24 protein-coding genes and 1 pseudogene are annotated in these 22381 nt (G+C 61.6%); 8 read left to right on the top strand and 17 right to left on the bottom strand.

The window, feature by feature from the left end:
* The first annotated feature begins 193 nt into the window (after window positions 1-193).
* Window positions 194-1702, top strand: a complete 1509-nt coding sequence (locus tag EDE09_RS12105; protein ID WP_112802777.1) for an ATPase domain-containing protein — start codon at window positions 194-196, stop codon at window positions 1700-1702.
* Entirely contained in the window at window positions 1695-3752 is a 2058-nt protein-coding gene (locus EDE09_RS12100; protein ID WP_281033650.1) for a response regulator, read from the top strand. The genes EDE09_RS12105 and EDE09_RS12100 overlap by 8 nt, the downstream gene beginning before the upstream one ends.
* Window positions 3753-3824: 72 nt before the next feature.
* Here EDE09_RS12100 and EDE09_RS12095 read toward each other — a convergent pair whose 3' ends face one another.
* Window positions 3825-4745, bottom strand: a complete 921-nt coding sequence (locus tag EDE09_RS12095; RefSeq protein ID WP_132410629.1) for a peptidoglycan-binding domain-containing protein — start codon at window positions 4743-4745, stop codon at window positions 3825-3827.
* On the bottom strand, window positions 4717-6249 hold the full coding sequence (locus EDE09_RS12090; protein WP_165924162.1) for a PAS domain-containing sensor histidine kinase: 1533 nt from the start codon (window positions 6247-6249) through the stop codon (window positions 4717-4719). Before EDE09_RS12090 ends, EDE09_RS12095 begins: the two co-directional genes overlap by 29 nt.
* A gap of 461 nt (window positions 6250-6710) precedes the next feature.
* Here EDE09_RS12090 and EDE09_RS12085 point away from each other — a divergent pair, with 461 nt between their 5' ends.
* Window positions 6711-7136, top strand: a complete 426-nt coding sequence (locus EDE09_RS12085; RefSeq protein ID WP_132410734.1) for a DUF5330 domain-containing protein — start codon at window positions 6711-6713, stop codon at window positions 7134-7136.
* Between the two features lie 191 nt (window positions 7137-7327).
* A complete protein-coding gene (locus EDE09_RS12080; protein WP_112802767.1) occupies window positions 7328-7747 on the top strand; it encodes a SufE family protein in 420 nt (139 codons plus the stop codon).
* Window positions 7748-7787: 40 nt separating this feature from the next.
* Here EDE09_RS12080 and EDE09_RS12075 read toward each other — a convergent pair whose 3' ends face one another.
* From EDE09_RS12075 to EDE09_RS12025, 11 genes and pseudogenes are all read right to left on the bottom strand, one after another.
* On the bottom strand, window positions 7788-8201 hold the full coding sequence (locus tag EDE09_RS12075; protein WP_132410625.1) for a hypothetical protein: 414 nt from the start codon (window positions 8199-8201) through the stop codon (window positions 7788-7790).
* Window positions 8202-8289: 88 nt separating this feature from the next.
* Window positions 8290-9093 carry a DUF6456 domain-containing protein gene (locus EDE09_RS12070; RefSeq protein WP_132410623.1) on the bottom strand — a complete coding sequence of 268 codons (804 nt, stop codon included), beginning with the start codon at window positions 9091-9093 and terminating at the stop codon, window positions 8290-8292.
* Window positions 9086-9508, bottom strand: a complete 423-nt coding sequence (locus EDE09_RS12065; protein WP_348631317.1) for a helix-turn-helix domain-containing protein — start codon at window positions 9506-9508, stop codon at window positions 9086-9088. Before EDE09_RS12065 ends, EDE09_RS12070 begins: the two co-directional genes overlap by 8 nt.
* Before the next feature lie 299 nt (window positions 9509-9807).
* The gene (locus tag EDE09_RS12060) at window positions 9808-10239 is read right to left on the bottom strand and encodes a MucR family transcriptional regulator (protein WP_105371694.1); all 432 of its coding nucleotides are present in this window, start codon (window positions 10237-10239) and stop codon (window positions 9808-9810) included.
* A 441-nt stretch (window positions 10240-10680) separates the two neighbouring features.
* Window positions 10681-11019, bottom strand: a complete 339-nt coding sequence (gene mnhG, locus EDE09_RS12055) for a monovalent cation/H(+) antiporter subunit G (protein WP_105371695.1) — start codon at window positions 11017-11019, stop codon at window positions 10681-10683.
* Window positions 11016-11420: a cation:proton antiporter gene (locus tag EDE09_RS12050; protein ID WP_132410621.1), complete on the bottom strand. Its 405-nt coding sequence runs from the start codon at window positions 11418-11420 to the stop codon at window positions 11016-11018. Before EDE09_RS12050 ends, mnhG begins: the two co-directional genes overlap by 4 nt.
* Window positions 11417-11890 carry a Na+/H+ antiporter subunit E gene (locus EDE09_RS12045; RefSeq protein WP_112802759.1) on the bottom strand — a complete coding sequence of 158 codons (474 nt, stop codon included), beginning with the start codon at window positions 11888-11890 and terminating at the stop codon, window positions 11417-11419. The genes EDE09_RS12050 and EDE09_RS12045 overlap by 4 nt, the downstream gene beginning before the upstream one ends.
* Window positions 11887-13452, bottom strand: a complete 1566-nt coding sequence (locus EDE09_RS12040; protein ID WP_132410619.1) for a Na+/H+ antiporter subunit D — start codon at window positions 13450-13452, stop codon at window positions 11887-11889. Before EDE09_RS12040 ends, EDE09_RS12045 begins: the two co-directional genes overlap by 4 nt.
* Window positions 13453-13529: 77 nt before the next feature.
* Window positions 13530-13907, bottom strand: coding sequence for a Na+/H+ antiporter subunit C (locus EDE09_RS12035; RefSeq protein ID WP_105371699.1), 378 nt, complete (start codon window positions 13905-13907; stop codon window positions 13530-13532).
* Between the two features lie 83 nt (window positions 13908-13990).
* Window positions 13991-14407: pseudogene (locus EDE09_RS12030) on the bottom strand (Na+/H+ antiporter subunit B); the annotation flags it as partial.
* Window positions 14404-16761: a putative monovalent cation/H+ antiporter subunit A gene (locus EDE09_RS12025; RefSeq protein WP_132410617.1), complete on the bottom strand. Its 2358-nt coding sequence runs from the start codon at window positions 16759-16761 to the stop codon at window positions 14404-14406. The gene EDE09_RS12025 and the pseudogene EDE09_RS12030, both read right to left, overlap by 4 nt.
* A gap of 171 nt (window positions 16762-16932) precedes the next feature.
* On the opposite strand from EDE09_RS12025, the gene msrB reads away from it, so the two are divergent.
* The gene (gene msrB, locus EDE09_RS12020; RefSeq protein ID WP_132410615.1) at window positions 16933-17343 is read left to right on the top strand and encodes a peptide-methionine (R)-S-oxide reductase MsrB; all 411 of its coding nucleotides are present in this window, start codon (window positions 16933-16935) and stop codon (window positions 17341-17343) included.
* A gap of 49 nt (window positions 17344-17392) precedes the next feature.
* Here msrB and EDE09_RS12015 read toward each other — a convergent pair whose 3' ends face one another.
* The 3 genes from EDE09_RS12015 to EDE09_RS12005 all read right to left on the bottom strand — a co-directional run bounded on the left by EDE09_RS12015 (window position 17393) and on the right by EDE09_RS12005 (window position 19605).
* On the bottom strand, window positions 17393-18199 hold the full coding sequence (locus tag EDE09_RS12015; protein ID WP_207914835.1) for a class I SAM-dependent methyltransferase: 807 nt from the start codon (window positions 18197-18199) through the stop codon (window positions 17393-17395).
* Window positions 18200-18283: 84 nt separating this feature from the next.
* A complete protein-coding gene (locus EDE09_RS12010; protein ID WP_132410613.1) occupies window positions 18284-19159 on the bottom strand; it encodes an aldose 1-epimerase family protein in 876 nt (291 codons plus the stop codon).
* A 77-nt stretch (window positions 19160-19236) separates the two neighbouring features.
* On the bottom strand, window positions 19237-19605 hold the full coding sequence (locus tag EDE09_RS12005) for a helix-turn-helix domain-containing protein (protein ID WP_105371704.1): 369 nt from the start codon (window positions 19603-19605) through the stop codon (window positions 19237-19239).
* 106 nt (window positions 19606-19711) lie between these two features.
* On the opposite strand from EDE09_RS12005, the gene EDE09_RS12000 reads away from it, so the two are divergent.
* Both EDE09_RS12000 and EDE09_RS11995 read left to right on the top strand, forming a co-directional pair.
* Window positions 19712-20590, top strand: a complete 879-nt coding sequence (locus EDE09_RS12000; RefSeq protein ID WP_165924161.1) for an NAD(P)-binding domain-containing protein — start codon at window positions 19712-19714, stop codon at window positions 20588-20590.
* On the top strand, window positions 20587-21012 hold the full coding sequence (locus tag EDE09_RS11995; protein WP_132410609.1) for a GFA family protein: 426 nt from the start codon (window positions 20587-20589) through the stop codon (window positions 21010-21012). The genes EDE09_RS12000 and EDE09_RS11995 overlap by 4 nt, the downstream gene beginning before the upstream one ends.
* A 2-nt stretch (window positions 21013-21014) precedes the next feature.
* Here EDE09_RS11995 and EDE09_RS11990 read toward each other — a convergent pair whose 3' ends face one another.
* Window positions 21015-21425 carry a cupin domain-containing protein gene (locus EDE09_RS11990; RefSeq protein ID WP_112802747.1) on the bottom strand — a complete coding sequence of 137 codons (411 nt, stop codon included), beginning with the start codon at window positions 21423-21425 and terminating at the stop codon, window positions 21015-21017.
* Between the two features lie 192 nt (window positions 21426-21617).
* On the opposite strand from EDE09_RS11990, the gene EDE09_RS11985 reads away from it, so the two are divergent.
* A complete protein-coding gene (locus EDE09_RS11985; protein WP_132410607.1) occupies window positions 21618-22337 on the top strand; it encodes a hypothetical protein in 720 nt (239 codons plus the stop codon).
* The last annotated feature ends 44 nt before the right edge of the window (window positions 22338-22381 follow it).

Below are 22381 nucleotides of genomic sequence, written 5' to 3'. Positions count from 1 at the left end.
TCCGTTCTTCCGCGAACTTGTGGATCTCCCCGAGGTTCCGTTAGCCTTCCGGATTTAAGATGTTGGGGCCGCTTGCTGCCCGAAAAGCCGGCGCGAGGTCAGACAGTACCGTTATAATTTTCACGACGGAAACATGCCCGGCTTGCAACCAAATAAGTCCGCGCTAGTTCTTTTCTCCGACCAAGGAGGAAGTATGAACGAAGTTTTGAGTAAGAAAGCCAAGACCGGCGTGCAAGGACTGGACGATATATTGTCCGGCGGTCTCACCCGAAGTCATGTGTTCCTGCTTGAAGGCTCCCCGGGCACGGGGAAGACAACAATCGCGTTGCAGTTCCTCATGCAAGGCGCCGAACTGGGAGAACGTTGCCTTTATATAAGCCTCTCCGAAACCGAGGAGGAGTTACGCGACAGCGCCCTGTCCCACGGCATAGAAATTGCCGAGCAGATCGAGATTTTCGAACTCGTGCCCCCCGAAAGCCTGCTTGATGCCGATCAGCAGCAAAGCCTTCTATATTCGTCCGACCTTGAGCTGGGAGAGACGACCAAACTGATATTCCAGGCCTTCGAGCGAGCGAAACCGGCCAGGGTCGTCATCGACAGCCTTTCCGAAATCCGGCTGCTTGCCCAGAGTTCTCTGCGTTACCGTCGGCAGATTCTAGCACTGAAGCACTTTTTCTCCCGTTCCGACGCAACAGTGCTACTTCTTGACGACATGACTGCGGAGAACATGGACAAGACCGTGCACAGCGTTGTCCACGGCGTCATACACCTTGAGCAGCTTGCTCCAGACTACGGATCGGAACGCCGGCGGCTGCGGGTCGTAAAGTATCGCGGGCAGTCTTTTCGCGGCGGTTACCACGACTTCGTGATCAAGACCGGCGGCGTGGCGGTATTCCCGCGCCTGCGCGCTATCGAGCATAAGATGGGCTTCCAGCGGATGACGCTTAGGAGCGGTGTCCGCGAGTTCGACGAATTGCTCGGCGGAGGAATAGAGCGGGGTTCCAGCACGCTTCTGATCGGTCCGGCGGGGGCGGGTAAGAGTCTCTTCGCGTTGCAGTTTATCGACGCCGCGATCAAACGCGGAGAGAAAGCGGCAATTTTTATCTTTGACGAAGAATTGGGCCTTCTATTTTCGCGCACAAAATCAATGGGGCTCGATCTTGAAAAGATGCGCGACGACGGCTCCCTTTACATCGAGCAGTTGGATGCTGCCGAACTGTCCCCAGGGGAGTTCGCGCACCGCGTCAGGGATCGCGTCGCCAGCTTCGATGCCAAGGCCGTGATCATTGACAGCGTCAATGGCTATCAGGCGTCCATGCCGGAAGAGAATGCATTGATTCTCCACATGCACGAACTGCTTCAGTATCTGAACCGGCAAGGATGCAATACATTCCTGACCGTTGCGCAGCATGGTTTGGTCGGCGACATGAAGTCGCCGGTAGATGTCACTTATCTGGCTGACACCGTTATCCTGCTTCGGTATTTCGAGGCCCACGGCCGAGTTCGCCGCGCCGTTTCCGTTATCAAGAAGCGGACGGGTAAACACGAGGAGACTATTCGTGAATTTCGAATCGGCGAAAAAGGGCTAACTTTGGGTGAGCCGCTTTCCGATTTTCAGGGTATCTTGCGCGGCGTACCGACATTCGTAGGCAAGAGCAAGCCTTTGTTAGAAAGCTCAGACGAGGACGGCCACCATTCCTAACCGAGAGGCCATAGGCCTGATTCACGCACCGCTCGGACGGGATGCGCAGATTGCAGCTTCGCTTCTGCAGGAAGCGGGGATTGCGTCCACGGCGGCCCCGGATCTTTCCGCCTTCGTCGCTAGCCTAAACGACGACGTCGCTTTTGCCGTGATTACGGACGAGGCCCTGCGTTCCGCCGATCTGCGTTCCCTCGCCTCATGGATCGAGCATCAGCCGAGCTGGTCGGACTTGCCGTTTATCATCCTCACAGCCCGGGGCGGCGGCCCCGAACGCAATCCCGCAGCGGCCCGTCTGTTGGAGGTGCTGGGCAATGTGAGCTTCGTGGAACGCCCTTTTCACGCGACGACGTTCATCAGCGTGGCCCGCTCCGCCATGCGGGGAAGGCGACGGCAATACGAAGCCCGCCTCAGGATGGAGGCCCTGGATGAAGGCGAGCGGCGCCTCCAAACGGCGCTGGAGGCGGGACGCCTGGGTGCCTGGGAGCTGGATCTTGCAACCAACGAGCTGACGACGTCGTCCACCTGTAAACGGATTTTCGGCCGTGATCCCGAAGATCGCTTCACTTATGACGAATTCTTGGCCGCCACTCATCCGGACGATCTCGAACGTGTGCAGTCTGCAGTCAGGACTGCGATTGCGACGGGCTCGGACTATTCCATCGAATACAAGACCGTATGGAAGGACGGCTCCATTCACTGGGCGGAAATTCGGGCCCAGCTCTACAGGGATCGCATGGGCAGCGCGATCAGGCTGGTGGGCGTGTCGGCCGATATCACCGAACGACTGAAGGCGGAAGAACACCAGCGGCATCTCAACGAGGTCCTGGAAGAAAAGGTCGCGGAACGCACGCGAGAACTTAAAGAGGCCCATGCCCAGGTGATGGCCGAAATGAACCAGCGTGAATTGGCGGAGGAGCAGCTTCGCCAGGCGCAGAAGATGGAGGCCATAGGCCAGCTCACAGGCGGCGTCGCTCACGACTTCAACAACCTCCTGATGGCCGTGCTTGGCAACCTCGAGCTTCTCCGCAAGCATGTAGGCGAAGACATCAAGGCAATCCGGCTCATCGACGGCGCGTTGCAGGGTGCAAAGCGTGGCGCCTCGCTCACACAAAGATTGCTTGCATTCGCCCGCCGGCAGGACCTTCGCATAGGCCCTGTCGATCTCGGGGGCCTCGTGGTGGGGATGAAGGATCTGCTGGCGCGCTCCGTCGGCTCCACGGTTTCGATCGAGGTTGTTGCTCCCGACCAGCTCCCTCTCGTATCGGCCGATGCCAATCAGGTGGAGCTGGCACTTCTTAACCTCGCCGTCAACGCGAGGGACGCGATGCCGGATGGCGGGAGGATCCGTATAGAACTCAACGAAACGGAGCAGCTTTCAGGAACGGATACGCTCGCTGCCGGGCGCTATGTCGTTCTTTCCGTTGCCGACGAGGGCCATGGAATGGACGAGGAGACCCTGCAAAAGGCAATCGAACCGTTCTTTTCCACCAAGGAACTGGGCAAGGGGACGGGGCTGGGGCTTTCGATGATCCACGGTCTGGCCTTGCAGCTAAAAGGGGCGCTAAAATTATCGAGCATACCCGGCAAGGGCACGACAGCCCAGCTGTGGGTACCCATCTCGACATCGTCCGCTCCGGAACAGGAACAAAGCCAAATGACGCCGAACGACGCAGTGAACCCCGTAGGGCCGAAACGGATCCTACTGGTCGATGACGACGCTTTGATCGCCATGAGTTCCGCCGACATGCTGAGCGATCTCGGGCACCATGTGGTCGAAGCCCATTCCGGGCACGAGGCGCTTGCCCGCCTCACAGAGCACGATGGTTTCGACATCATGATTACGGATTATTCGATGCCGGGGATGACCGGCGCCGAGCTTGCCAAAGCAGCCCGCCAAATCGTTCCCGGGCTGCCGATTGTCATTGCGTCGGGCTATGCCGAACTTCCGCCGGGCCTGGACCTCGATGTCGCAAGGCTGGGAAAACCATATACTCAGGATCAACTGTCTCTGGAAATTCACAAGCTGACCGCCGCCGTCGAAAAGGCCTGACCGCCACGGGGGTGAAGGCCCGACACCAGGAGCCCGCCCGATTGTTTCCGTCGGGCTGCGCATGCAAAGCCGCTACAGGGCGCCGATCGATTTGAGCTTCTTCAGCACCATGGCGTTCGGTTCGCCGGTTTCCGGTAGACGATAGTGCTTTTCGAAGCGGCGGATGGCCGCCTTGGTCTGTTCGCCGGCAACACCGTCGACTTCCACATCCGCATAGGCAATGTTGGAGAGCCCCCGCTGGATCTGCAGCACCAGATCCGTCGAAGGCGATGTCGCCGCGGACGGCCGGACAGCGGCGGGAACTGCGGCTGGCGGCCGGGCGGCAGCGGGGATGGACCCGGCCACCCGGCGAGCATTGGGGATTTCGGCAGGCGGCGTCATGGACGGAAGGCGCTCGGCGGCACGGATTGCCGCCGCCACCGGGTCTTCGCTCCGGACGCCGGCATTCTGTGCCGGCCGGCGCGGCAAGGCAGCCTTCTGTATTGGCGCCGGCGCCGGCTGGGCCGGTTTGACCGAGGCGGGAGCCGGCGCCCTGGCGGTTTCGACCGGAGCGGGCTTCGGGGTCATGGGGGCGGCAGGAAGAGGTGCGGCGGTCTGCGGACGCGGAGCCGGCGGCATGGCCGGGACCGGAGCGGCGACCGGCTCGGAAACGGGTACAGCAACAGACGGCGCTGTTACCGCGGGGCTTGCGCGTTCGATCCGGAAGGTCGTCGTGTCGGCGGGCGCGGTGCGCCGCACTGGCCGGTAGCCGGCGATCGCATTCGGGTCATCGGCATCGCGGGTGGCCAGGAAGGGTGCAGGATGACCGCCCGGCTGATACCACAGCGCATTGGCGGCAACGAAGCTGAAAACGATGCCAAGGGTTGCAAAGCCGAACAGAGGTTTTGGATGGCGCAGGGCCGCGCGCCCCGCCGCCGAAGCGAGGTTCGACAGAAGACCCGGTTGCCGGACGGCTTTTTTCCTGTCAGGCGATTTTCGCTTTCGCGCGGTCATCGGCAAAATCCTGTTCGTCCATCATGGGCGCCTGCCGGACTGCCTGCAGCCGCGGCGGGAATTCAATCTCCTCATGCAATTCGCCCGGTGTGCCATCGATCCCCGAGCCGTCGACCGGAAGCGCGACGGTGACCACCGTCCCCTCGCCCGGCCGGCTGGTGATCGAGAAGCGGCCGCCATGCAGCGCCACCAGTCCCTTGACCAGCGAGAGACCGAGGCCGGTTCCTTCGTACGAGCGGGTATAGGCGTTTTCAACCTGCATGAACGGCTGTCCAATGAATTCGAGCTTCTCGGCGGCGATGCCGATACCCGTGTCGCTCACCGAAATCACCACGTCATCGCCCGACATCATGGCATCAATGGAGACGACGCCGCCGTGGCCGGTAAATTTGATCGCGTTGCCGGCGAGGTTGATCAGAATCTGCTGCACGGCGCGGCGGTCCGCTACCACTTCGCCAAGGCTCCGCGAGGCGCGGCTCGTCAAGGTGATGCCTTTTTCGCGGGCCGTCAGATCCAGCATGGCGCGGCAGGCTTCCATCGCCTCCGCAAGCGAGAAGGGCTCGGCCAGGAGCTCGTAGCGGCCAGCCTCGATCTTCGACATGTCGAGCATGGTGTTGACGACGGACAGCAGATGCGCGCCCGATTGGCGGATCAGCCCGACATATTCGCGCTGGCGGTCGTTCGCGAGCCGGCCGAAATATTCCCCCGCCAGCACATCGGAAAAACCGAGGATGGCGTTCAGCGGCGTGCGCAGCTCGTGGCTGACCGCTGCAAGAAACCGCGACTTGGCTTCATGGGCGGAACGGGCCTCGGCCACATGGGCGGCGGCCTTGGCATGCAGGTCCTGCTCGTCCGAAACGTCGCGTGCCTGCGCAAAGACGTAGAGAACCTGGCCCTCGCCGTCGCGGATGGCGGTCATGTCGAAACGGACGGGCAGGAACTGGCGCCCGGCGGAGGAAAAGGGCCGCTCGATGCGGATATCGGCGACAGCGCTTGCCGCTCCCTGACGCAAGGCATCGAACGCCTGGATAAGGCCGATCCGATCGGACACGTGGACGAGTTCGGCAAGCGACTGGCCGGCCGCTTCGCGCAGGTTTACGGGAAAGCCGCAGCGGTCCCGTCCGCCCGTCTTCACGACATGGCCGTGCAAGTCGAGAATCACCGACAGACCGGGGCAGGCATCGAACAGCACGTCATCCGGCTGCGCGGCCGCGACGGAAACCGCCACGGGGCGCGGGAAGGCAAAGGCGGCCGCGACGCAGAGAAGGAAGAGCGAGAGCACCAGGGCGACCCCGACCGGCAGCGCCAATGCCGGCGCAAGAAGCATGGTCAACGCAGGCGGCACGACGACCAGCGCGGCGGCGCAGGCAAAGACCAGACGCCGCAGCCGTGCGATATCGCCGACGCGGGCTTCCTCGCCTTCGCCAAGGCGGGTCAGCCAGCGGATTGCGGTCTTGTCGACCAGCAGAACCGCCTTCCCGGCAATGTTACTCAATACGCGCACGCAAAACCCTGAACAGATAAATTCGACAAGGCCGACAATAGGTCCCGGCGGCTTAAGGAAAGGATAAAAATAGGGGTCGGCACCCCGGCCGGAAGGCCCCAAATCCGGCTTTGGGACATATTGGCCGACCGTTCTCTGCTTGTGGTTAACGGCGGGTAAGCGACGGATTTGGCTTGATTTTTCTGGTTCTGTTAACTTTTGTGGCAGCGGGAGGCACGGCAAGCCCAAGGCTTTCGGCGGAGCTGCCGCAATTATGCTTAACATCGATCATTAAACTTCTAACGGACGTGTCCGCGGATGCCACACTGGAGAGGCGATCGTTCGAATTTTAGATAAATTTGCCGAAAATGCGAACGGCTGCGTCAAAGCCATATTTGCTTCCGGCCGATACAACCATGTTCAAGACCGGCACAGACCCGGCAGCCCGCTAAACCTTGCGGGAAAAACAGGTGGACAGGACGATGTGGTTTCTCATCAAGGGAAGTGTTTGGTTTGCAGCCGTGCTGGTGGTGCTTTCCTATTTCAGCAGCCGCCCGGCGACCGAAACCCAGGGCGCCTCGGCGCTTGAGGTCAGTGACGCTTTTGCCGCAGCAACCGAAGCCTATCAATATGTCAGCGCCATCTGCGCCGAAAAACCGGATGTTTGCGAAAAGGGTGCGGAGACCTTCTCGGCGCTCGGCGTCAGGGCCAAGGAAGGTGCTCGCGTAGCCTTTGAACTCCTCGACAGGCAGTTCGGCAGCAGCAAGCCCGCACTGGACACCGCCGTGCTTGCCGACCCGCAGCCAACGCCTTTCCCGGCGAAACCTCTCGAGAGCGCGGCCGCCGCGGCCTCCGACACCATCTTCACCGGCACCGTACCGGTGCCCCAGAAGCGCCCGGCACACTGAACGCTGGCGCCTTCACAACGAATTTTAAAGCTTGCGCCGGGCTCCGTTGCCTCGGTTCCCGGCGCCGGACTGCCTGCCCTGCTATTCGGCTTTTTGCTGACGCCGTGAGGAATGAACTCCTCACGGCGCATTTTTTTCTTCCATACCGACAGTCAATAACTATATGGAGCGCAGGTAATTGCGGAGCGCCCATGGCCAGTCTCGAACAGATCCTCGATGATTTCGCCTTCCTCGACGAGTGGGAGGACCGCTACCGCTATGTGATCGAACTGGGCAAGGCCCTGCCCGACCTTGCCGACGACCAGAAGACCTCCCAGAACAAGGTGCAAGGCTGCGCCAGCCAGGTCTGGCTCGTGAGCCATATCGACGGCGGGGCGGATCCGGTGATGACTTTCGACGGCGATTCGGACGCCCATATCGTGCGCGGCCTCGTCGCCATCGTGCTCGCCGTCTATTCGGGCAAGCGCGCCTCCGAGATCGCGGCGACGGACGCGATCGAGATCTTCGACCGCATCGGGCTCGTCGAACACCTCTCCTCGCAGCGGGCCAACGGGCTTAGGTCCATGGTCAAACGCATTCGCGAAGAGGCGAAGATGAAGGTGGCTGCGTAAGGCGCCGGCCTCCCCACTTGAGGAACGAGGCATGCCTTGACTATTTCAGAACGGTTACGTTCATCGTGGTGTCCGCTATCCTTCCATCCCCGAATGGCGCGCGCAATACAAACCTGTCTTTGCCGACATAACCGCGTTTGGCCGTATAGTAGGCAACCAGCCCCATCACCTTGACCGTCCGGCACTTCTCTAGTTTACCCTTTGCATCCGGAAAGATGGGTTGGCGCACGATCTCGAGACGACCATGCTTGGGTGCCTGAACAATACGAGTAGCCGGGACATCGGCGAGGCTACAGTCGTTGTTGATATGCCAGTGCTGGCCGAGCTTGGTGCGCTCGCCGCTGAGCACCGTTCTGGACACCGACCGGCGTTTGAAGCTGTCGTCGGCTACTGCGCAATCTGAAAACAACAGTGCGATCATGGCGGCAGACAAAGCCGCAATAGTGTATTTCATTGCTTACCCCTGGGTTGAGAAGCGATTGAATATTCGCTTCTCCCAGGAAGTCAATTCGACCACAAGACCCCCAGCATCATCCGCGAAATCACAGCTCCGGCCGGTAGTCCTCCGTGCCCCAATGGTGGCTTTTGCGAGGATTGGGCGCTTGCGGGGGCGCATAGTGGCGGGAAAGCACCAGAAGTGCGGTCCTGAGCATTAGCTTGGCCGAACGCGCCGGCCACTGGCGTTCACGCTCCACCGTCTCCAGTCCCTTGGAGAAGCAGCATACATCCACCGCCACGCCTGATAATTCCGGCCCCATGGCATCCACCGCCTTGGAGAACCGGATCCGTGCCGCCATCGCGCTGTCGGCGATTTCCGCCTGCCCGCCCGCCTGGCCCTTCGTCCGGGTCGCCAGACGCGGCTCCCAGGACGATGTGACGCGCGGCTGAAGCTGGCCGCGGGTGAAGTCGGACAACAGCCGCTCGCCCGCATCGATCGCCTCCGCAGGAAGAAAGTCCTTGCCGTCGCGGTCCTTCAGCCGGGCGACTACCCCCAGCGGAGATTCCAGAAGATTGCGGCGAACCGGCTGGCGTGCGCCCTCCACCTCCGCCGAGGCAATGGCGAACTCGCCATGCTGCTCGATGAACGCCTCCTCGCCCGTCACCAACGACCGGCGCAGAAAGGCGGAGGCTTCGGCAGTGGCGGAGATTCGCGTCGCAGACAGATGCACCAGGCCGAGGGAGCGTGCCTGCGATACCACGGCCTCCGGATAAAGCCGCTCCTCGGCGCCTAAGAGCCTGATTTCGCCGCCCTGCGTCCTTTGAATACCGCAGTCGCCGCGGGCCAGTTGGCGGATCAGCCTGAGAAGTTGTTTCCTCGATGCAGGATTGGATGCCCTTTCAATCATGAGACAGCACTTCCGACAGGCCAAAGACGGCAGTGGCGATCCGCTCGATCGCGGAGACGAAATTATCGAAGGCCGCGTCGTCGCGGCGATCTTCCACGACATGGCAGGCATGGCCGACCGTGGTGCGATCGCGCCCGAAAGCATGTCCGATATCGCGCATGGGGATTTGAAGCGAAACGTGGCACACATACGTGGCAATCTGGCGCGCATGGCAGGCGCAGCGGCGGCGGTCGCGGCGCAGCATCAGCCGGTCGCCGAACAAAAGGATCAATTCTGCAACCATCTGGCGGACGATTCGGCATGCGGTCCTGATCGGCATGCTGGCGGGAAGCCGGGACGGATCGGCCGGTGCGTCGAAGGCCGGAAGGCGGCCGCCCTGCGGAACCTGCGGCTCGAAATGTTTCTCCAAAGGCATGACAACTCCTCAATGAATAGGAATTAATTCATACACCTTAGAGCAAGAGTGAGGACATATAAATCGCGAGTCCGAAAATTGTCAGCTGAAAACATTATGATTTTTTGCAAATGCTTGAAAGGAAATGGGATTTTTTTCCTCTATTTATCCTCCTCGTTCAAGCCAGGAAAAAACCGGGCACGATGGCCCGGCCTTAGTCCGTATACCGCTCGGGCATACAACTCATCCGCCCGTCGTTTGCGCGATCGGTTCCTTTCGGACGAGATTAAAATCCTCCCATGCCTGACCGGAGTTCCGGATCAGGCCTTGCCGCGCTTGCGGCGTTGTCCAAGGCCCATTTCCTTGGCAAGTCTCGAACGAGCTTCCGCGTATGCGGGCGCTACCATCGGATAATCGGCCGGCAGGCCCCACTTCTCACGATACTCTTCCGGTGTCATGTTGTAGTGGGTCATGAGGTGCCGCTTCAACGACTTGAACTTCTGACCGTCCTCAAGGCAGATCAGATAGTCGTCCTCGATCGACTTCTTGATCGGAACCGGCGGCTTCGGCTTTTCGACGGCCGTAATCACCGGAGCGGGCGACGAGGTATTGCTCAGCGCCGAGTGTACGTCTGCGATCAGATTGGAAAGATCACTGACGGGGACCACGTGGTTGCTCACATAGGCAGCCACGATATCTGCGGTCAATTCCACCAGCAGATCCTGGCCTTTGCCCAATGCGATTTCTGTCATTTGTTGTCTCCTGTTCAACGTCATGGCAGGCTCTGCGACCTCCGCAGATCCTGCCGTTCGTAGAGTCTTTCGGAGAAAACCCCCTTGCCCCGCACCGTCTTGCGACCGAAGCCTACCCCTAAGCTTCATGCGGAAGAAAAGCCGATTTTCACCGGATATTGCTTTCGATTGAAACCTGCCCTGCGACCAGCTACTGTGTGTTCTTCCACTTGAAGAACTTGCTGTCTTTGCCCTATTGGCGATGGGGACGTCTAATCTCGAACAACATCTGCACTCTACTTGAAATGAAGTACCACCGCTCGCCTCAATGTCCAAGTGAGAAATTTTTCGGATACAGGGCTTTCTATCGGCTATAGACGCCCTAAATCAGCATTACTGACGTATAGACGGTGATTTCCTCAATTATGACAAGCTTATAACTCGTTTTGTGACGGGTTATATTCAGTTTTGGTGATCGTTCAGGTCATCCCGAACGGATTGCTCATGCAGAGGATAACCCATCTTGTGTGCCGCCATGGCGAGCAGATGGGCCGAAATCGGCGCTGTCAGGACGAAGAAGAAGAAACCTGCCAGCGCCCGCGCAAGGGTCGAAAGATCGCCGGCATGCAGGGCGACCGCCAGAAGCATGAGACCGGAACCGACAGTGCCCGCCTTGGATGCTGCGTGCATGCGGGTATAGACGTCCGGCAACCGGTTGATGCCGATTGCGGCCACCAGCGCAAATCCTGCACCGACCAGGATAAGAAGAGCGGTCAGCAGGGCGATCAACACCGCGATCATTTTTTTGCCTTTCGACTGAAGGCGGGGCCGGCGCCCGGCTTGCGGCTGCGCGCCAGCTTGGTTTTTTGCGCCGGGGGCGGAGCGGGCATCACCGGGCTCGCCTTCGCCTCGGGCGCTTCTTCACCCCTGCCACGCGCCAGGATGAAGCGGGCGAAGGCGACGGTCGCCAGAAAACCGACCAGGCCGAGGGAGATGGCGATGTCGATATAGAGCGTGAAGCCGGTGCGGATGGCGATAAGAGCAATAAAGCCGATCACGATGCCGACCAGCATGTCGAGCGCCACCACCCGATCAGGAAGCGTCGGTCCCTTGATGACGCGCCAGACGGTCAGCACGAAGGAAAGGCCAAGCACCACAAGCGCCAGCCAGAGGGCCGAAGAGAGGATCGTCTGTGCCGTCATCGGAAGGCCTCCATGATCTTCCTTTCGAAACCGGTGGCAATGTCGCGCCTGGTCGCCTCAGGGTCCGAGCAGTCGATTGCATGGACGAACAGCGTCTTGCGGTCCGCCGACACATCGACGGAAAGCGTTCCGGGCGTCAGCGTGATGAGATTGGCAAGCAGGGTGATCTCGAAATCCCGGTCGACCGTCAGCGGATAGGCAAAGATGCCCGGCTTCAATTCCATTCGCGGGCTCATCACCAGGACGGCGACCTTCCAGGCCGAGAGCGCCAGTTCCTTGAAGAACAGGACAAGCAGGGACAGGATGCGGCCCATCCGCCGCCAGTAGCCGCGGGCACTCATCTGTTCGCGAACGATCCACAGCGACAAGGTGGAAAGCGCGAAACCGAAGATGAGATTGTGCAACGTGCCGCTGCCGGTGACGGCGACCCAGACGACGGCAAAGACCAGCGAGAGGATATAGGTGGTCACGGCGCGGCACCCCCGGGGAAAACCGACCCGATATAGGCCGACGGCTCGGCAAGGCCCGCTGCGGCTCTCTGCGAAAGATCCAGTACCGTCTCCGGAAACAGACCGAAAAGAATGGAAAGCGCCGTCAGGCAGCCGAGCGGCCAGGCGATCCGCCAGTCGATTGCGGTCACCGGTTCGGGAACAATCTCAAGCACCGGCTCGGACCGCGGCCGCCAGTAGGCGAGCAGGAAGACGCGGGCAAGCGCCATGGTGACGATGAAGGCGGAAAGCAGGATGGCTGCGGCGAGCCACCAGGCGCCGATATCGAGAGAAGCCTTGAGAAGCACCAGTTTTGGCCAGAGCCCCGACAGGGGCGGCAGACCGGCGGCGGCCAGGAAAAGGGTCAGCGAGGCTGCGGAAAACCATGGTGCACCGCGATAAAGCCCGCCAAGAGCAGAGAGGGTCCAGACGCCGCCGAGCCGTGCCGCTTCGCCCGCCACCAGGTAGAGCGCCGTCATCGTCACCACCGAGTGCAGCGCGTAGAGGATCGATCCACTGACGGCCGCCGGCGTGCCGATCGCGACCCCAGCCAACATATTGCCGATACCCACAATCACCACATAGCCGACGAGCCGGCGCAGATCGTTCTGCGCCAAAGCGCCCAGAGCGCCGATGACCATGGTCAGCGCGGCGGAGATCGCGACGATGAAACTCAGTTCCTCCCGCTCGACGGGAAAGAGCATGACGGTGACGCGGATCAGCGCATAGATGCCGACCTTTGTCAGCAGGCCGCCGAACAGCGCCGACACCACGATGCGCGGCGTGTGATAGGAGGCTGGCAGCCAGAAATTCACCGGGAAAGCCGCGGCCTTCATGGCAAAGGCGAGAATGAAGAGCGCCGTCAGCGTGACGAGCGGGGCAGTCACTCTGAGCCCCGATGCCTTGCCGGCGATATCGGCCATGTTGAGCGTGCCGAAGATTGCATAGAGATAACCGACGGCGATCAGGAACAGCGTCGTGCCTATCAGATTGAGCACGGCATATTTCAGCGCGCCATCGATCTGCTCGGGTTCAGAACCGAGGATCAGCAGGCCGAAGGAGGAGATCAGCAGCACTTCGAACCAGACATAGAGGTTGAAGATGTCGCCGGTCAGGAACGCCCCGGAAACCCCTGCCATCAGCAGCATCAGAAACGGAAAGAAGCCGTAGCGGCGTCCGGCGGCATCGATGTCGCGGAGCGCAAAGACACCGGCAGCTAGCGCTACCACGGCCGAGACGAGTGCCATCAACGAGCCGAAGAGATCAGCGGTGAACGCAATGCCGAAAGGCGGCAGCCAGCGGCCCATGACCATGGTGACCGGCCCCTGTATCGAAACGCGCATGAGCAGCGCCGCATCGAGGAGAACGAGCAGGACCAGACCGGTGATGGCGATCGTCCCGTGCAGGCGCACGGATTTGCGCACCATCATTAGGAGCGCACCGACGCCGATCATCAGCACGACCGGCAGGACCACCAGCCAGTCGGCGATTGCAGGCGCGGCAAGGACAAGGGCTGCGGAGAGATCGGTCGAAGGGGCGGCCATTTATAGAATCTCCCTCGGGGCAAAAGCACCGCTGGGCGATACGGTTCTGGAAGGGGAAACCTGCAACACCATGCTTTCTAATACCCCATCGGCGGACGTTCTTCGTCCCGCGGTTCGGCAAGACGCATCTCGTCGGTATTATCGGTGCCGAGCTCCTGGTAGGCGCGGTAGGTCAGCACCAGAAGGAAGGCGAAGAAGGAAAAGGAGATGACGATCGCCGTCAGGATGAGCGCCTGCGGCAGCGGGTTGGCGGCGCCCGCCGGCAAGGCGTCCATGCCGTTCGGGATGATCGGCGGCACTTCGCGCGTCAGTCGGCCGGTGGTGAAGAGCAGCAAGTTGACGGCATTTCCGAGCAGTACGATGCCGAGCAGGATGCGCACCGTATGCTTCGACAGCATCAGGTAGATCGCGGCCGCGAAAAACAGGCCGATCAGAATGGCAAAAGGCGTTTCCATCAGCCCCTCTCTTTCGGCTTATGGGCGGGTTTGCGGGGCCTTTTCACCCGGACAGGCGGCTGTTCGCCGATGGCATCAGCCGGCTCGGACTCTTCCTGCTCCAGCGCCAGAGCGATCGACGTGATGGCTCCGACCACCACCAGATAAACCCCGATATCGAAGGACATGACGGTCGCGACAGGCACTTCCACGCCGAGAACTTCCGGGTAAATCCAGAGGCCGGTCATGAAGGGCACGCCGGCAAAGATGGAGATCAGGCCGGAGAGTGCTGCAAGCAGGAGGCCCGCCCCGGCGATCGCCATCGGATGAAAGCGGATGGCGCGGCGCACGGCCGAAACTCCGAAGGCAATGCCATAGATCGCAAGCGCAGACGCGGCAATCAGCCCGCCGATGAAGCCGCCGCCGGGCTCGTTATGGCCGCGCAGGAGGACGAAAACGGAAAACAGAAGCATCAACGCCGTCAGCACCGGGGCGACAGTGCGCAGGATGAGCGTGTTCATGGGCGACCGCCTTGCTTATCTTCAGCAGCGACACGCCTGCCCGCCTTCACCCGGATCAGGGCCAGGACCGCAAGGCCGGTGATCATGACCACGGCGATTTCGCCGAGCGTATCTGTGCCGCGGAAATCGACGATGATGACGTTCACGACATTGGCGCCGTGGGCAATCGTCTTGGAATAGGCGTTGAAAAAATCCGTCAACAGGTTGTCGAACGGCGCCTCCACCGACTTCAACAGCAGCAGCGTGAAGCCGAGCCCGCAGGCGACGGCAATCACTGCGTCGAGCAGCATCTGTCCCACCGGCCTGTGGTCGCGCGGGGAAAGCCTCAGCCGGGTCATGACCAGCGCCAGGATGACGACCGATAGGGTTTCCACCATGAACTGCGTGAAGGACAGATCCGGCGCCCCGAACAGCAGGAAAATCACGGCGACGGCAAATCCCTGAATGCCGAGCGACACGATCGCCGTCAGCCTGTCCGCGGCACGAAGCACGGCAATGAGGCCGATCAGCGCGATCAGCAGGAAGGCCGCCTCCTGAACCAAAATTTTTTCGGGCCAGTTCGGCATGCCGGGCAGTTCGCCGAAGACGAAGGGCGGAACCAGCAGCGTCAGCGCCAGCAGGATGAAGGTCGCCGTGACATAAATCTCCAGCCGCCCCGGCTGCACGAAGCGGGTGACGGCGCCGGACAGCCGGACCAGCCCGGAGATCAGATGATCGAAGCCGCGGTCGGGCCCCGGCCCGAGGTTTTCCAGCACGCGGACCATCAGGGCGCGGGCAGTGTCGAGCCGCCAGTAGACGAGCACGCCGAGCGTGATGGTGACCAGCGAAAGCAGCAGCGGCAGACCGACATGCGGCATGGCGGCAATCTCGACCGTGACCCTCCGATCGACAATGGCGCTCGCCATAGGCGATGAGACGTATCGATGAGCAAGGCCGGAGAAAAGTGCCCCGAGCAGGCCGAGTGCAGCCAGCACCACAGGCCCGAGCCAGAGCGCCGCCGGGCCTTCGTGGGCCTGTTTCGGCGTCTCGACGCGAGGGCCGAGAAACGGCTTCAGCCCGACGGCAAATGCGATCGCGAACATCAGCGCGTTGCCGACCACGGCAAGAGCGGTGAAAAAGACCGCGCGGGGATTTCCGGCCGCAAGTGCTGTGTAGATCTCCTCCTTGGCAAGAAAACCAAAAAACAGCGGCAGCCCGCCCATGGAAAATGCCGCAAGCAATCCGGCAGCGAAGGTGATCGGCATTGCCGCCTTCAATCCTCCGAGGCGCGTCACGTCGCGGATACCTGTTTCGTGATCCACTGCGCCGGCGACCATGAAGAGCGCGCCCTTGAACAGCGAATGAGCGACCAGATAGAGCACCGCCGCTTCCACCGCGTGCGGCGCACCAAAGCCGGTGAGCATGACGAGAAGGCCGAGCGAGGCCATGGTGGTATAGGCGAGCATCAGCTTGAGGTCCGTCTGCCGGATGGCAAGGAGGGTACCTGATATCAGCGTGATGCCGCCGAAGAAGGGCAGCAGGATTTCCCAGGCGGGCGTGTGCCCCATCACCGGGCTCAGCCGCATCAGCAGATAGACGCCGGCCTTCACCATGGTTGCCGAATGCAGGTAGGCCGAAACCGGCGTCGGCGCCTCCATGGCGTTGGGCAGCCAGAAATGGAACGGGAACTGCGCCGATTTGGTGAAGGCGCCGGCCAGAACCAGAATAAGCGTCGCCAAATAGAACGGGCTTTCGCGCAGCCCGTTTTCCAGATGGACGAGCAGCGAAAGCTGCGTGACCCCGGTGATATTCCAAAGAAACAAGAGGCCGGCGAGCAGGCAGAGCCCGCCGCCGCCGGTCACCACCAGCGCCTGTAGAGCCGCGCGGCGGGCGGCCTCCCGTTCGTGATCGAAACCGATCAGCAGGAAGGACGTGATGGAGGTGAGTTCCCAATAGACGAAGAGCATGAAGAAACTGTCGGAGACGACAAGCCCGAGCATCGCACCCATGAAGAGGAGGATGAATGCCAGGAACCGCCCCTGATCCGGATGGCTTTTCATATAGCCGCCGGAATAGACGACGATCAGGGTGCCGATACCGGTGATCAGCAGCGCGAAGGTGAGCGACAGGCCATCGAGAAACCAGGAGAAGGACAGGTTGAAGCTCGGCACCCAAGCATAGCCGCCGGTCACCACTTCACCTGCGGCAATCTCGCCCAGGAAGGTGCAAAAATGCAGGAAGGCAAGTGCCGGAGCGAGCGCCAGGAACCAGGCGGCTTTGTCACCCAGCAAGCGGGTGAGACCGGGAGCGAGGACAGCCCCCAGAAAGGGGAGAAAAAGGACGATGAATGTCAATGCCGACACATTGGCAGCCATGTCATCTCCTCGGGTTGAACGCCAGAAATTCCCCCGAGCATTCGGAAGGAAATGGCTTTCTAGGGTAAAGCTTTCCCAGCCTCAAGCAAAACCGGGCACAACACACAGAAACACGGCTTTCCGCCGGGGCTGCGGATGCCTATCTATGGGGAAAACGAAAGGATCCTGCCGATGTCCGATGTCACCACCCCCAAGGTTCACAAGAGCGATGTGGAATGGCGCGAGCAGTTGTCGTCCGAGCAGTATCGCATCCTCCGGCAAGCCGGCACCGAGCGCGCCTTTACCGGCCCCTTCTGGAACAGCAAGGAGAAGGGCCTCTACCGATGCGCCGGCTGCGGCGAAGAACTCTTCGTCTCCGATACCAAGTTCGATTCAGGCTGCGGCTGGCCGAGTTATTTCGAGCCGGTGAAACCGGATGCCGTCACCGAGTTTCGCGATACATCGCACGGCATGGTGCGGACGGAGGTGCGCTGCGCCAATTGCGGCGGTCATCTCGGTCACGTCTTTCCCGACGGCCCGCCGCCGACCGGCCTGCGGTACTGCATCAACGGCCACGCGATGACCTTCGAGCCGCTGAAATAACAGGGGCGGCGCCGGCATCGCCGGCGCCTTTATCGAACGCCTCTGTCTCTTACGCAGCCCGGCCGCGGATCACCCAGGCCCGTGCCCGAAAGGCTATGGAGCCGTCGCTCTCATAAGGAAGATCGGTCTCCAGTTTGTCTCTGAGCCTTTGCCTCTGGTCGGCGGGCAGGCTGACGCAGTAGCCCGGCGCCGGCCCCGCCCCCAGGGTGAAGGGACGCCAGAAGTCGTCGAAATTCGAAAAGCGTGTCGCAACCTCGATCTCACCCGCTTCGACATCCGCCCATCCGGATTGCTGCGCAAGGTTTGCCAGTTGATCCTTCGTGCAAAAGGGGAAGCGACGGTCCTCGCTGAGGTCGCGGGCAGCGGCATCCAGCGCGCCGGCCGCCGTCCAGAACGCGCGCATGAACCCCATGCCGCCGCCCGGATAATCCCAGACATAGAAGGCCAGGGTGGCACCCGCCCTCGCAACGCGCGCCATTTCCTGCAGCGCCTTTTGCCGGTCGGGTACGAAGTTGACCATCAGTCCGGAAACGACAATGTCCATGGTGTGCGAAGAGAGCGACAAGGCTTGCGCATCGCCCACCCGGAACTCGGCGCGAGGATCCTCCACATTCGCTCTCGCCTTGTTCAAAAACCCCTCCGATGGGTCGATGCCAGCCAGGCTTTTGGGATCGCAGGTAGCGAGGATCGCCGCCGACAATGCGCCCGTGCCGCAGCCGACCTCCAGCCAATCGAGCTTGGCGCCCGGCTGCAGCCATTCGAGGAAACGTGGCGCGACCTTCCGGCTCCATCGACCCATATAGAGGTCGTAGCTGTCGCCCATCTGCCATGCGTCATGCCGGGAAGCTTCGGTCACTGTTCATCCTCCACCCATATGCGGACCAGATGATACGTGCGTGCGTCCTTCCGGAAAATAGTCCAAGGGAGGTAGACCGGCCGCTCAGAGCCGGCCGGGCAGTTCCACCGTGAATGCGAAGCGCGCCTTTGCGCCGGGCTGCAGGATGGTGCTGTAGGGGCGCTCGGCAAGGTCGTCGGAACCGCCGAGTTCGGCGGCCGTGCCGTGCCAAGGCTCGATGCAGATGAAGGGTGCGCCGGGTTTTTGCCAGAGCGCCAGGTTCGGCAGGTTCTCGAAGGAGAACTTGAGCGCCGGCCCATCCTCGGCGGCATAGGCGAGACCTTCACCGGCGCCTTCGGGAAAGATCATCGCATCGGCCTCGAACATGGCATGGTCGAGTATGAGCCGGCCTGCCTTGAAGGGGGAATCACGTCTTTCAGGGTCTATCAGACCATTGCCGAGGCGAACGAGCGGCGGTTCTGCGCCGTTGTCGAGCGTCACGATATGAGCCTTCCCCTCCGCTCCCGGCAGCGGCCAAAGGAAGGCCGGATGGAAGCCGAGGCCGAAGGGCATCGGCCGCGTGTCGCGGTTTTCCACCTCCGCCGACACGGTGAGCTTGAGGCCGTCCAGCGCGTGCTCGACCGCCAGCAGAAATTCGAAGGGATACACGGCTCGGGTCATATCGGAAGCGGCCAATTCGTAGCGGCACATGGTTTCGGTTGCCGCGACCAGATCGAACTCGCTGCGGCGGGCAAAACCGTGCTGCGCCATCTCGTAGGATCTGCCCTCAATGCTGACCCTGTTTTCCGGGGCCTTGCCGACCATGGGGAAGAGGATCGGCGAGCGGCCGTTCCAGAAGGCGGCATCGCCGTTCCACAGCCAGGAACGGCCGTCGGCGGTTGCAAGGCTCTGCATTTCCGCGCCGAGAGAAGAGACATCGACCGTCAGATGCTGGTTTGCAATTCGGGTCTGGCTGGGCATGGCGGCTGCTCCTGGGCTTTCATTCGGGGAGAGGCGATATCAATTCTGGATGACGCTCGTATCAAGGCGGTCAGCCTTCAGGCACTGAGCGCGATCGGCCGCTCGGCCTGCTCTTCGGCTTTCAGCGCCATGCGGATCTCATAAGCCTTGCCCCAGTCCGCCATGACGCCAACCGCATGGTTGAGGCTGCGGCCGAAATCGGTCGCCGAATATTCCACCTTCTGCACCTTTCCCGGAAAGACCTCGCGGCGGATCAGATCGTCCGCCTCCATCTCGCGGAGCTGCTGGGCGAGGACCTTTTCGCTGATGCCGGCCAGGATGCGCCGGAGCTCGCCGAAACGGCGCGGCGCCACATTGATCTCCCAGAGGATGTCGGTCTTCCATTTTCCGCCGATCACATTGAGGGCGCTCGCAAAGCCGCAATCGTCATCCGGCAGTCGTTTCATCCTTGATCTCCTAACCTCAACGTAACCGCTTACCCGAAGGTGCGTAATTTACCGGTCTGGGCCGGCAGCCATATCAGAGTGCATCGCAAATATGGAGTTCTACCAGATGACCACAATAGGTTTTCTCGGCGCCGGCCGAATGGGCACCGCACTTGTCAGGACGCTTTTGCAGAATGGCCATCAGGTGCAGGTCTGGAACCGGACGGCGGAAAAGGCGGAAGCGCTCACGGCTTTCGGCGCGACAGCGAAGCCAACGCCGGAAGAGGCTATCGGCGGGGTGGACATCGCGATCGTCAACCTGCTCGACTATGCCGCATCCGATGCGCAGTTGCGCCGGCCCGCCGTCACCGAGGCGCTGAAGGGCAATCTTCTGGTGCAGCTTACCTCCGGTTCGCCGATGACCGGCCGGGAAACCGGCGAGTGGGCGACCGGTAACGGCATTGCCTATCTCGACGGAGCGATCATGGCGACGCCGGATCTGATCGGCGATCCGGGAACACTGGTTCTCTACAGCGGTTCGCGACCGCAATTCGAACAGTACCAGGCTTTATTCATGTGCCTCGGTGGCAAGTCCGCCTTCGTGAGCGAGGATTTCGGCGCGGCCTCGGCGCTCGACAGCGCAATCCTCGCCCAGATGTGGGGTACGCTGTTCGGCGCGCTTCAGGCGCTTGCCGTCACCCGCGTGGAAAAGATCGACCCGGACACCTATGCCACATTCCTGAAGCAAAGCCAGCCTGTCATCGATGCGGCCACCAAAGACCTGATGCAGCGCGTCCGTGATGGCCGTGACCGCGGCGACGAGGCTACATTGGCAAGCATCGCCGCCCATAACGCGGCCTTCCACCATCTGCGCGACATTGTGCGGGACCGCGGCATCAATCCTGCAATATCAGATGCCTTCGGCAGCCTGTTCGAGGCGGCGATCGCCAAGGGCCATCAGGAGGACGACTTTGCCATGCTCGCTCGCTTCATGGTGGCTGCGTGAGCGGTAACAAAGCCTCAGATCACCCGGCCACCCGCACCGCGAGCTGCGCCTGCGGCAGCTTGCGACTTTCCTTTCGCGGCGAGCCGGTGCGCGTTTATGCCTGCGCCTGCCTCGAATGCCAGCGCGCCACCGGCACTGCCTTCGCCTATCGGGCTCGGTTCAACCAGGAGGCTATCGTCGAAGACCGCGGCGAGCGGCGGCGCTTCCGGCGTCTCACCGACGAGGGCCGCTGGATGGACCAGATCTTCTGCCCGACCTGCGGGACGCTCATCTACATGGAGGCGGAAGTGATGCCGGGAGCGCTCGTCGTTTCCGTCGGCTGCTTCGGCGATCCCGATTTCGCACCGCCCGCAGCACTTTTCTGGGCCAGGCGCAAACACGGCTGGTACGAGCTCGACGAGGCGGTCGCCCGGAAAGACTGAGGTCAGTCCTTCGCGACCTCGCCGGAATACTGATCGTCTGCGACCGGCTCCAGCCATTCGGCCGTCTTGCCGTCGAGGGCCTCCTGGATGGCGATATGGGTCATGGCGGTGGTGGCCGTTGCCCCGTGCCAGTGTTTTTCGCCCGGCGGAAACCAGATGACGTCACCGGGGCGGATCGTTTGGATCGGCTCGCCCCAGACCTGCGCCAAGCCGCAGCCGGCGGTGACGACCAGCGTCTGGCCGAGCGGATGGGTGTGCCAGTTGGTGCGGGCGCCGGGCTCGAAGGTGACGGATGCCGCAACGACGCGGGCGGGCGCCTGCGCTTCGTTGAGCGGGTCGAGGCGCACTGCACCGGTGAAATAATCGGGCGGCTGCCTTTTCGACGGCTGCGATCCACTGCGCTTGATGTCCATGGTGATGTTCCCGCTGTTATCCGCTCTCCTCCCTCACATAGGAGGGGAATATCGAGAATTAAGCCCGTTCGCGAAGAATATCGCCGCGGTGGCTTTCTTAACAGGCGCGAGCGTATAGCGTAGCTTTGCCCTGGCTTGCCGCGCGCCATGCGTAACCGGCTCCAAAGGCGATGACAAACCAAGGGGTTTCGGATGCGCTTCATTTTGCCGGCATTGTTCGTTTTCGCAACGGCGGTTGCCGGGATCACCGGAGCTGCGGCAGAGGATGACGGCCTGCCGCCGGTGGATTATCCAAGCCTTCCGGCCGCCGTCGCCACACGCGCGGAACTGGTCCCGGCAGGCTGGACCGTCGAGGCAGAGGCTACCGGCGATCTCGACGGCGACAGACGGCCGGATCTCGCCCTCGTCCTTCAATCGGAAAAACCGGATCTCAGCCCCTCCGGCGAACCGCTCGTCGGCCCGCGCATGCTGGTCGTCGCATTCGGAACCCGCAAAGGCTATCAGCGGATCACGGTCAATCACCAGCTGATCCCGCGTGCCTCCAGCCGCTTCGTCGAGGACTATTTCGATGCTGAATCAGGCGCATTGAGCATCGAGCGGGGGACCCTCACCATCAAGCTGCATTATTTCGCCACGATGGGCGGCTGGGGCATGTGGGACAAGACCTATTCCTTCAAATTGAGAAAGAACGAATTCGTCCTTTCCCGCTACGACCACGACTACACCCATCGAGCCAAGGGCGACACCAAACGGATCATTGCCGACTACGAGGCCCGAAGGCTCAGAGTGATCACGGGCAATATCCAGGAGGACGCCACCAAAACGAAAAAGTTGAAATTGCCCGAACCGTCGACGGTGACGCTGGAACAGGTCGGGGACGGAATGAAGTTCAGCCCGATGCCCGCCGAATGATGCTCGCGGGAAAGACCGCGCCGTTTTGACTTTTCCGTGCCGTC

The organism is Neorhizobium sp. S3-V5DH (assembly GCF_004343065.1).
Lineage (GTDB): Bacteria > Pseudomonadota > Alphaproteobacteria > Rhizobiales > Rhizobiaceae > Neorhizobium > Neorhizobium huautlense.
Note: the sequence above shows the minus strand (reverse complement) of the source record. Positions and strands in the feature narration are given on the sequence as shown.

Bases quoted from the DNA above. Each gene is read 5' to 3' on its own strand.
- EDE09_RS11985 (WP_132410607.1), top strand. From the start codon at position 21,618: ATGCGCTTCATTTTGCCGGCATTGTTCGTTTTCGCAACGGCGGTTGCC.
- EDE09_RS12075 (WP_132410625.1), bottom strand. From the start codon at position 8,201: ATGAAATACACTATTGCGGCTTTGTCTGCCGCCATGATCGCACTGTTG.
- EDE09_RS12025 (WP_132410617.1), bottom strand. From the start codon at position 16,761: ATGGCTGCCAATGTGTCGGCATTGACATTCATCGTCCTTTTTCTCCCC.
- EDE09_RS12000 (WP_165924161.1), top strand. From the start codon at position 19,712: ATGACCACAATAGGTTTTCTCGGCGCCGGCCGAATGGGCACCGCACTT.
- EDE09_RS11990 (WP_112802747.1), bottom strand. From the start codon at position 21,425: ATGGACATCAAGCGCAGTGGATCGCAGCCGTCGAAAAGGCAGCCGCCC.
- EDE09_RS12105 (WP_112802777.1), top strand. From the start codon at position 194: ATGAACGAAGTTTTGAGTAAGAAAGCCAAGACCGGCGTGCAAGGACTG.
- EDE09_RS12070 (WP_132410623.1), bottom strand. From the start codon at position 9,093: ATGATTGAAAGGGCATCCAATCCTGCATCGAGGAAACAACTTCTCAGG.
- EDE09_RS12010 (WP_132410613.1), bottom strand. From the start codon at position 19,159: ATGCCCAGCCAGACCCGAATTGCAAACCAGCATCTGACGGTCGATGTC.
- msrB (WP_132410615.1), top strand. From the start codon at position 16,933: ATGTCCGATGTCACCACCCCCAAGGTTCACAAGAGCGATGTGGAATGG.
- EDE09_RS12060 (WP_105371694.1), bottom strand. From the start codon at position 10,239: ATGACAGAAATCGCATTGGGCAAAGGCCAGGATCTGCTGGTGGAATTG.
- EDE09_RS12035 (WP_105371699.1), bottom strand. From the start codon at position 13,907: ATGGAAACGCCTTTTGCCATTCTGATCGGCCTGTTTTTCGCGGCCGCG.
- EDE09_RS12085 (WP_132410734.1), top strand. From the start codon at position 6,711: ATGTGGTTTCTCATCAAGGGAAGTGTTTGGTTTGCAGCCGTGCTGGTG.
- EDE09_RS12065 (WP_348631317.1), bottom strand. From the start codon at position 9,508: ATGCCTTTGGAGAAACATTTCGAGCCGCAGGTTCCGCAGGGCGGCCGC.
- EDE09_RS12050 (WP_132410621.1), bottom strand. From the start codon at position 11,420: ATGACGGCACAGACGATCCTCTCTTCGGCCCTCTGGCTGGCGCTTGTG.
- mnhG (WP_105371695.1), bottom strand. From the start codon at position 11,019: ATGATCGCGGTGTTGATCGCCCTGCTGACCGCTCTTCTTATCCTGGTC.
- EDE09_RS12040 (WP_132410619.1), bottom strand. From the start codon at position 13,452: ATGGCCGCCCCTTCGACCGATCTCTCCGCAGCCCTTGTCCTTGCCGCG.
- EDE09_RS12095 (WP_132410629.1), bottom strand. From the start codon at position 4,745: ATGACCGCGCGAAAGCGAAAATCGCCTGACAGGAAAAAAGCCGTCCGG.
- EDE09_RS12080 (WP_112802767.1), top strand. From the start codon at position 7,328: ATGGCCAGTCTCGAACAGATCCTCGATGATTTCGCCTTCCTCGACGAG.
- EDE09_RS12005 (WP_105371704.1), bottom strand. From the start codon at position 19,605: ATGAAACGACTGCCGGATGACGATTGCGGCTTTGCGAGCGCCCTCAAT.